This window comes from Methanofastidiosum sp., from assembly GCA_013178285.1.
Taxonomy (GTDB): domain Archaea; phylum Methanobacteriota_B; class Thermococci; order Methanofastidiosales; family Methanofastidiosaceae; genus Methanofastidiosum.
In genome coordinates this window covers 1-9,425 of record JABLXD010000046.1, presented here as the reverse complement: position 1 = coordinate 9,425, position 9,425 = coordinate 1, and the positions used below count along the sequence as shown (strand labels likewise).

The following is a 9,425-nucleotide window of genomic DNA, read 5'->3' as shown; positions in this document are numbered from 1 at the left end:
TAAGAATTTACGGAGTTTTTCACGGTTTTTCACCTCAAAGTAAACATGTGAAACTTCTAAATTAAAATATGAAGCTAGTAAAACTATCTTCAGCATAGTTTGATATCTTTTAATGCTTTGCAGCCCGATTTCTGAGCTAATTATTGCTGAAATGTTCTACTATCGATAAGTTTAATATACTTTTGCCGAACAAGGTCCAAATAGGGTCTTTTGAATCAGGATTTAGCAGGATATTCATTTTTATCACCCAAAAAAATATTATATCCCATAATTGATAAATCTTTCGATTCTTAAGACCCTATTATGATATATAGAGATTTTTCGATTGTACTTTTATTAAAGACATTCGGATAACTATTGATGTATGAAATCATAACAAAAAAATCCATAAATTTCCATATCAAATCAGACACCCTGTTCCCAAAGATGATTTCAAAATCCAAAAAATTAGACGACATAATAACCTATCCTCTAAGTATTTAAAGATAAAAAGCATAAAAAAGAAGCAAAAAAGTCATACAACACATTAAAAAAAAATATTATTGCAAAAAATAAAGAATTGGAGTTATTACAAGCCCATACGTGGTAAAATCGAAGACTTCTTTAAATTATGCAAATCAGGAATAAGCCTGAAAAAATTACACAAAATATAAACCTGAATCAGCCAAAAGAACCGCAACAATAAATGTATTTTTAGCAGGACTCATCACAATACTCAGCTACAACTCAAAAACAGCCCTACAAAAACTCTCAGAAAACTAAAAAACTAAGACCCTAAAGAAGTTATTTACACTACATAATCCGGTCTAATGATCAATCATTGCCCATCTTAAAGGTGTTCCTTTAGGGATGTCTTTAGCTGCTTTTTTACCAATAATTGCGGTAATGTGCTTAGGATGAAGACCATAACCCGGACGTATAGATCTTGTATTCTCTTCAGAAAAGACTTCTCCTTGCTTAATATCTTTAATTGCAAATAATGAACGTGAAAAATTTCGGTTATGTATTGCCATTTCACTTAGTTCGTAACTAACTTCACCCATAGCTGTTTCTACCTCTCTAACAGAGTTAACCATGCTTCTAAATTCATCTGGCTCCAATGAGAATTGAGAATCGGGTCCACCTAAGTTCCTATCCAAAATGAAATGTTTTTCTATTATTTTAGCCCCCATAGCTACTGATGCAATGGAAACAGAATTTCCAAGCGTATGATCAGAGAGTCCAACAATAGTTCTGAATGTTTCTTTCATATGAGGGATAGTTTTGAGATTTATTTCCTTTAGTGGTGCTGGATATGATGATGTGCATTTCAAAAGAGCAATTTCATCATTTCCTTCGTTTTTACATGTTTTGACAGCTAGCTCTATGTCACAAAGTTCCGCAACACCAGTTGAAATGATAATCGGTTTGCCAGTGGATGCAACATTTTCAATAAGCGGTATGTCAGTTATTTCAAAAGATGCAATTTTATACGCAGGCACCCCCATATCTTCCAGAAAATCAACTGATGTTTTGTCGAAAGGTGATGAAAATACGATTAGTCCCAATTTTTCTGCTATCTTTTTGAGTTTAGGTTGCCATTCCCAAGGCATGTGTGCTTTTTGGTAAAGATCATAAAAGGTAGAACCATCCCATAATGTATCTTGCATTATTTTAAAATAATCATTATCACAATCGATGGTCAGAGTATCAGGAGTGTAGGTTTGCATTTTTACTGCGTCAGCACCTGATTTTTTAATCGATTTGATGGTATCCACTGCTAGGTTGAAATCTCCCAAATGATTTGCTGATAATTCAGCAATAATAAATACAGGGTTTTTCCCACCAACTCCCTTGTTCCCAATTTTAAAACTCATTTTAACCACTAACTTTGTAGATATACTCAAAAGCTTTTTGATTTTTAATGGAAACACTTCCTTTGTATTTAAAACCCAAATCTTCAAATAATTTTAAAGATTTTTGATTGTTTTCTTTTATGTAAGCCTTGATTATTCTAATTTGTGGGAAATTTAACTTTAAGTAATCCATGGCTCTTATAAGGGAATTTCTACCGAGACCAATTAGTCTAAATTCTTTTTTTATGCTGATGCTTACTGTTGCTGAATTATCTTCAAGATCGAAACGTACTTGGCCTGCAAATTCATTTGCAATGTTTATTACAAGGAAAACATTATTTTGGTCTTCAATTTTATTTTTGAACCATTTTTTATGTTCCTCAAGTATTATTTTGGAAGTATTAAATGAATTCTGTCTTACTTCCTCTTCATTTGACAGTTCAAGTACATCATAGACATCATTACAAGTTGCTGGTCTCATCTTTAGTTTATCAACATAATATTTGTTTAAAGAATATTTAGCTACTCTAAGAGCTCCTTTACCATCAACTAATGTTTTTCCAATATTCCTTTTTTTTAATCTAATCTTTTCATCGTTTAATATATTTAATTTGCTTAAAACGTTATTAAGCAAATCTTCATCATCCCAATACCCTGCAAATTCAATAAAGCCGACTTTTTCCCAATTATTAACATTATGTGTTTGATTACTAGCTACTGAAATTGCTATAGTTGGTAAACCCACTCGAGCTAGTTCATAAAGGGTTTGCCCACCTGCAGATATCGCGATATCAGATTCAAGCATGGTTTTTAACATTACATTTGCATCTGGATAATATATAAGCTCAGTTCTTTCATCTTTCAAATTTTCAATTTCAAGTATATTTTTAAATCCACTGCCAATGATGATTTTTTTATTCAGTGAATGATAATTATCATTTAACAACTCCAATATTTTTGGAGTTAAATTTCTTAAATCATCCCCCCCAAATGTTACCATAACAGTTTCAACATTGGACTTAACTTTTTTTTCAGGAGTATCCCAAAATTCCCGTCTTAACGGTATAAACTGACTACCTAGCAAGTAATCTATTTCATTTGAGAATGAGTAATCTATTTTTTCAGCATTAATTGAACCATTAACTACGATCCCTTTTGGATAATTGATTCTATTATTGTCATCAATAGAAATTGCAACAGATGCCAAACTTGAAATTTTTTTATAAAGTGATTCATCTAATAAATAAGAATCTATAACTATAATATCGGAACCCTCTAATAATCTAAAAAGTTTATCAGGGCATCTCAACCAGTCAAAAATTTCATAAGTCGTATTTTTAAGAAGTAATTCAACTGAGAAGTCACCATTGACAATAAATTGTACCGCAAATGCGTTCTCCTTAAATGCTTGATACAATGACAAACAACGGGTCACATGGCCAAAACCAATTTTACTACTTCCTTCAGTTATTATAACAATTTTCATTTTATCTTGCCTAATTATTGAACTCAAGAAGTAAAGTCCTGATTAATATTATTATTTATTACTTTTTCTAAATAATCTTTGACATTATTTAATTCTTGAAGTTCTAAAATTCTCAAAGCCTCTTCACATTCATCTTCAAAATTATTAAATGATTTTTTAGCAATTATTTTTTTATTAATAAGACATAACCATGGTTTAGTATCAAACAAATTTATGATATCATTTAAATTAAAAAACTGATTTTTTTGGTAAAGATAATCAAAAATTGAACATAATAATGCATAATCTTCTTCTGTGTCTAAAGTTATCCTTATCTGAGATATTGAAGGCCCATTAATACACACATTTTCAGTTTTAAATTGATCCAAGTTATTGTGAACATATAATGTAACGTGTTCTTTCTCTGAAAAATTTTTGACATTATCAAAACACTTTTTAAGGGCTTTGAAATTAATTACTTCTACATCTAACCCCACAGGGAAAGTTCTATTTAACGTGTTCGACGTATAATCTGAATTTTTTTTAAGATGGGTTTCTATTATTAAATCTACTATTTCTGGATCAATACATGGACAATCACTTGTAATCCTTACCACAATATCTAAATCATTTTGTTTCGCTGCTAAATAATATCTTTCAAGCACATTTTCGGTACTACCTCTAAAAAAAGGCACATTCAATTTCTTTGCTACATCAACTATTTTTATATCATCCGACTCTTTGGTGGTGGCAACGATAATTTTATCTATTTTTTTGGAATTTTTTAATCTGTAAATAACTTGCTCTAAAACAGTTATGTTGCTATCGTATGGCAAATATTTTAAGACCTTTTGAGGAAATCTAGTAGATGAGGTTCTGGCCTGAATTATTGCGCCGACTTTCATTCCAACACCACAAATAATCAACTATAAACTTTCAAAAACCTTAAAAAGCTTATCTATCACATAATCAACATCTTCATCATCCATTGTCGGATACATTGGGATACTTATCTCTCTATGATAGAAATCTTCAGCTACAGGACATAAACCTTTTTTATAACCAAGTTTTTGATAATAAGGTTGTAAATATACAGGAATATAATGAACTTGAACACCTAAACCTTCATTTCGCAAATTAGAGAATAATTCCCTTTTATTCTTCTTAAATTCATCTTCAATTAGAATAGGAAAAAGATGATATGATGATTCACAGCACTCTTTTTCAGTGATAGTTTTAAAGTAGGGATTATTATCAAACGCATTATTATACATTTTTGCTATTTTCCTTCTTCTTTTGATGAATTTATCTAATTTATTAAGTTGTGATAACCCCAAAGCAGCCTGAATGTCAGTAATCCGATAATTATAACCCAAATAATGCATTTCATAGTACCAGTCGCCTTCAGGCTCATTAAAAAATTTATTTTTAGTAATACCATGAGAACTAAACATCTTTAATTTATCATAGTATTCCTCTTTATTGGTCAAGACAAGACCTCCTTCACCAGTAGTTAAATGTTTGACTGGATGAAAACTAAGAATAGTCATGTCAGAATAAAGGGAGTTTCCGATTTTTTTCCCATTATATTTGGCACCAATTGAATGCGCTGCATCTTCGATGATCTTAACGTTATTATCTTCAGCTATTTCAGATAATTCTTTAAGAGCAACAGGATTTCCACTGTAATGAACTGGAACAATGAGCTTAGTTTGATCAGTGATTTTTGCTTTGACTTTAGAGATATCGAGGTTCCCTGTCTCTTTTTCTACATCAGCAAACACAGGATTTGCATTTAAATATAAAGCTGCATTTGATGTTGCAACAAAAGTATTAGGGGAAGTGATAACTTCATCACCTTTTTTTAATCCGAAAGCGAAATAAGCTCCGTGAAGTGCTGAAGTACCTGAATTAAAAGCTACTGCATATTTAGAACCGCAATATTCTGCTAATTTTTTTTCAAATTCGCCTATTTTAGGACCCTGGGTAATGAAATCTGATTTTAAAATATTTACCACACTTTCAATGTCATCCTGATCTATAAACTGCTTCCCATAAGGTAAAAATTTAATAATAACCACCTAATAGACTATATCTATTTTCTCCAGCAGAAAACTAATTTCATCTACGGAAAGCCAGGTTTCATTGTTATCTGATGAATATCTAAACCTATCTTTCACTTTTTTACCACCAGACTTATTATTAAGAGTTTCCCACCAATCAAAATCAGGGTAGATGACGTAATGATCATCATACTCATAAGTTGTTCTTGAGTCTTCTTCCGTTATCATCACTTCATGAAGCTTTTCCCCAGGCCTGATCCCAACATCTTCAAATTCACAGTCATTCTTCATTGCTCTAGCTAAATCAGTGACCTTAAAAGAAGGGCATTTTTTAACATATAACTCCCCTCCTTTAGCTTCCTCAATAGCTTTTATAACAAGATCAACAGCTTCATCGAGGGTTATCCAAAATCTAGTCATTCTGTAGTCAGTTATAGGAATAACATTCTTATTTTGATCTATTAATGACTTGAAGAACGGAATGACCGAACCACGACTTCCAGAGACGTTGCCATATCTAACGACACTAAAAAGAGTAGCTTTATCTCCAACATAAGCATTCCCAGAAATAAATAGTTTATCAGAAACAAGTTTAGTGGCACCATAAAGATTTACGGGATTTACCGCTTTATCTGTAGATAACGCAATGACCTTTTGTACCCCTTTATCAATAGCTGCATTGATTATGTTTTCAGCACCATGTATATTAGTTTTAACAGCCTCTATTGGATTATACTCCGCTGCAGGAACTTGTTTTAATGCTGCTGCATGTATCACAATATCTACACCATCAAAAGCCCTATATAATCTTTTTTCGTCCCTTACATCTCCAATGAAAAATCTAATTTTGTGGGAATGTACTTTAAATCGACTTTGCATTAAAAACTGCTTATATTCGTCTCTTGAATAAATAATAATCTTTTTAGGATTATATTGACTTAAAACTCTTTTTGTAAATTTTTTACCAAAAGAGCCTGTTCCTCCTGTAATAAGGATTGTTTTATCATTAAGCATTTTCAATTACCCCAATCTTTAATATTGATATAGTTTACATATATATGGCTCTGTAGAAATCATTTAGTATGATGGGATCACTACTTTAGTATTATAATGTAATACTGGAGTGATCCCATGTGTGATTTTGATCCTGATGAACTTATAAAATTTACTACAACCGCGTTAAAAGTGGCTGAAATGACCTTACCTGCTTATTCATGTAATATATTCAAAACAGATTTACACATAACACCAACATATGGCATTAATATGTTTAATGAAACTTTTGAGGCTGAAATACCGTGAAATTGTTCAAATTGTGAAATTAATGCCCAAAATACAGGAAATACTAGGCTTAAAAAAGATCCCACTTAAAAAAGATCCCACATTTCACCACACTTCAAAAATTCTTCAAACGTTTCGGATCCCCATTTTCTTCGATAAAATGCTAAGCCAAACAGTTGAATTATTTGATATAAATGAACCATGGGTATCTATAGATGGAACTGACCACTCCAGAGACCAAACCAGCCTATATTACGCTAAAAAAATCAAAAAACAAAAGGAAAAAAGAAGAAAAAGCTAAATTAAAACCAAACAGCAATAGACACCAAAAAACAAGCATATATAGCTCAAAAAGTAGCAAAAGGCTAGACATGATTCTAAAGATGCAATACCAACTATAAGGAAAACAAAAATATAAAAACCGTCATGGCTTCAGCTTTAGACAGAGCATTCGACAGTGAAGAAATACACACAGTCATAAACTAAGAATACAAAAATAGCAACCAAACATGATACCAGACCCCAAAAAAAACGGATCAAAACAGGTAAATACTGATTAAGCATGCAATCATTATTCAGCAAAAAACGATACCATCTAAGGAGCATTGTAGAAACAGTGATTTCAGTTTTAAAAGAGTATTCGGAGATAAAAACAATAGCAAAAATGATCGTTTAAGAAACAAAGAAAGCAAACTACAAAACATCTGTTATAACCACACCACTACGTAAAAACACTTATAGTTCAAATCCTAAAAGGATTTCTAATAGCCATAAAAATCTGAAAAGATAAGTTATTCAAAATTCGCTAATAATTATTAGGTGATCTCTTGAGTGATTATAAAGTATTTGTACAAAGAATAGGTTTAATAGGAATAACTAACATTCTAATAGCAATAAGTTCCATAATAATATTACCTATTCTAACAAAGAACTTGAGTATAGATGATTATGGAATATATATACAACTAAGTGTCACCATATTTTTGATATCCAACTTAGTTACGTTAGGATTACCTTATGCAATGGTAAGATTTTTGGCAGCATCGAAAGAAAAAAATGAAATACAAGAAGGATTTTATTCTATAATTTTTATTGTTCTTATTCCCACATTAATTATAGCCTTTCTATTATTTATCTCCTCACAGTTCATTGCAAACTTGCTATTTAATGGAAATACCATAATTACCAATATTTTATCTGTGATTATTATAATAGTAAGCTTAAATAATCTTTTTTTATCATATTTCAGAACATTTCAACAAATAAAAAAGTATTCATTTATAATGTTTCTTCAAGCATATTTGAATGTTTTTTTAATCTCGTATTTTGCATTATATAGATATGGGATACTTGGAATTACTATTGGACTTCTAATAACATATATCGTTACTACTTTAATCATGGTACTTTTCATTATATTAAATATAGGATTTAAAGTTCCTAAATTCATTCATATAAAAGAATATTTATCTTTTAGCGTGCCTACTATTCCCAGTAATCTATCTTACTGGATAGTTGATTCCAGTGATCGGTACATAATCGGTATTTTACTTGGCACTTCTTTTGTAGGATATTATTCTCCAGGTTACAGTTTAGGACAAATAATAACCATGTTATTTGTTCCTTTTTCAACACTTTTACCTTCAGTAGTGTCTAAATATTATGATGAAAATAAAAATCAGGAACTAAGAACTGTTTTGACTTACTCACTAAAAATTTTTTTAATTTTTGCAATCCCATCAGTAGTTAGTATTTCTTTACTGTCCAAACCATTGCTAATCATATTAACCACACCAGAAATAGCCACTAATGGTTATTTAGTAACCCCCTTTGTGGCAATTAGTGCATTATTAACTGGAATTTTTGGTATTTATGTTTTAATAATTATATTAAAAAAGAAAACAAAATTGATAGGTGTTGTATGGATAATTGCGGCTATATTTAACCTTATATTTAATATAACTCTTGTTCCTTATTTTGGAATTATTGCCGCTGCATTCGTGACATTAATAGCATATGCAATTGCATTTGTGATAATATTCTTCTATTCTTCTAAATACATAAAGCTTGATTTGAATTTAGGACTAAAAAAAATAATCATATCATCAATTTTAATGGCAGTGTTTATCGTGTATACACATCCTAATGGAATTATTAACATATTGTTAGTAATGGGGATATCCTTTGTAATTTATATGTTACTAATGATATTGTTAGGTGGAATAAAAAAAGATGAACTTAAATTTATTAAATGGATTATAAGCAGGAGTTAACTTAATAAATCAGATTATAGGTATAATGAAATATAATTCTTTATATTTCCTTTTAATTGGTTTGGAAATCATGAAATGGATTAAATTTTTATATAATACACTTTCAAAAAAATCGCTTCCTAATCCCTCAATATCTACAAAGAATTTCTATTAACCTTCTTTGCTATTATTGTATTAATATTTTTTGAGAATTGAATCCGGCTCTGATTATTCTTAACGTTGAATTAAGAGCATTTAAATGTTATTTTGCCCATATAGTATTTCTGAAATCTTTTAACGATTATATTTTCGAGGAGGAGTATGCGCGTCTTGAAAAGCTTTGTGATAGTTGGGGGAAGTTGAACCATTGATTGATTGGGAGAAGTCTGGCATTAATTTATTATAGGGTGTCTGTTTTATGTGGAGTTTTTCAAGGTGTAGATTTCTTGGATTTCGTTTTAGCCGTAGGATTATTATTATTCCTAGTAAAAGTACATTTAGGTAGGCTTTTTTATTGACTGAGCGTTTG

General features: G+C 30.5%; 8 protein-coding genes. 3 read left to right on the top strand and 5 right to left on the bottom strand.

All coding sequences use genetic code 11. The features are described from left to right. Positions 1 to 806: 806 nt before the first annotated feature. Genes pseI through pseB form a run of 5 tightly spaced genes read right to left on the bottom strand, consistent with a single transcriptional unit; the run spans position 807 to position 6,377 of the window. Positions 807 to 1,856, bottom strand: coding sequence for a pseudaminic acid synthase (gene pseI, locus HPY60_10480; GenBank protein ID NPV51602.1), 1,050 nt, complete (start codon positions 1,854 to 1,856; stop codon positions 807 to 809). Position 1,857: 1 nt separating this feature from the next. Next, positions 1,858 to 3,321 (bottom strand): UDP-2,4-diacetamido-2,4,6-trideoxy-beta-L-altropyranose hydrolase, encoded by a 1,464-nt coding sequence (gene pseG / locus HPY60_10475; protein NPV51601.1) that lies wholly within the window; start codon positions 3,319 to 3,321, stop codon positions 1,858 to 1,860. 23 nt (positions 3,322 to 3,344) lie between these two features. Next, positions 3,345 to 4,205: a glycosyltransferase family protein gene (locus HPY60_10470; GenBank protein ID NPV51600.1), complete on the bottom strand. Its 861-nt coding sequence runs from the start codon at positions 4,203 to 4,205 to the stop codon at positions 3,345 to 3,347. 21 nt (positions 4,206 to 4,226) lie between these two features. Continuing rightward, the gene (gene pseC, locus HPY60_10465) at positions 4,227 to 5,375 is read right to left on the bottom strand and encodes a UDP-4-amino-4,6-dideoxy-N-acetyl-beta-L-altrosamine transaminase (GenBank protein NPV51599.1); all 1,149 of its coding nucleotides are present in this window, start codon (positions 5,373 to 5,375) and stop codon (positions 4,227 to 4,229) included. 6 nt (positions 5,376 to 5,381) lie between these two features. Continuing rightward, positions 5,382 to 6,377, bottom strand: a complete 996-nt coding sequence (gene pseB, locus HPY60_10460) for a UDP-N-acetylglucosamine 4,6-dehydratase (inverting) (GenBank protein ID NPV51598.1) — start codon at positions 6,375 to 6,377, stop codon at positions 5,382 to 5,384. Positions 6,378 to 6,494: 117 nt separating this feature from the next. Here pseB and HPY60_10455 point away from each other — a divergent pair, with 117 nt between their 5' ends. From HPY60_10455 to HPY60_10445, 3 genes are all read left to right on the top strand, one after another. Continuing rightward, entirely contained in the window at positions 6,495 to 6,665 is a 171-nt protein-coding gene (locus tag HPY60_10455) for a hypothetical protein (GenBank protein NPV51597.1), read from the top strand. 22 nt (positions 6,666 to 6,687) lie between these two features. Next, positions 6,688 to 6,945: a hypothetical protein gene (locus HPY60_10450; protein ID NPV51596.1), complete on the top strand. Its 258-nt coding sequence runs from the start codon at positions 6,688 to 6,690 to the stop codon at positions 6,943 to 6,945. A 526-nt stretch (positions 6,946 to 7,471) separates the two neighbouring features. Further along, positions 7,472 to 8,917, top strand: a complete 1,446-nt coding sequence (locus HPY60_10445; GenBank protein ID NPV51595.1) for an oligosaccharide flippase family protein — start codon at positions 7,472 to 7,474, stop codon at positions 8,915 to 8,917. Positions 8,918 to 9,425 lie beyond the last annotated feature (508 nt).

Coding starts and splice junctions, on each gene's coding strand:
- pseI (NPV51602.1), bottom strand. CDS start 1,856: ATGAGTTTTAAAATTGGGAACAAGGGAGTTGGTGGGAAAAACCCTGTA.
- pseG (NPV51601.1), bottom strand. CDS start 3,321: ATGAAAATTGTTATAATAACTGAAGGAAGTAGTAAAATTGGTTTTGGC.
- HPY60_10470 (NPV51600.1), bottom strand. CDS start 4,205: ATGAAAGTCGGCGCAATAATTCAGGCCAGAACCTCATCTACTAGATTT.
- pseB (NPV51598.1), bottom strand. CDS start 6,377: ATGCTTAATGATAAAACAATCCTTATTACAGGAGGAACAGGCTCTTTT.
- HPY60_10455 (NPV51597.1), top strand. CDS start 6,495: ATGTGTGATTTTGATCCTGATGAACTTATAAAATTTACTACAACCGCG.
- HPY60_10450 (NPV51596.1), top strand. CDS start 6,688: ATGCCCAAAATACAGGAAATACTAGGCTTAAAAAAGATCCCACTTAAA.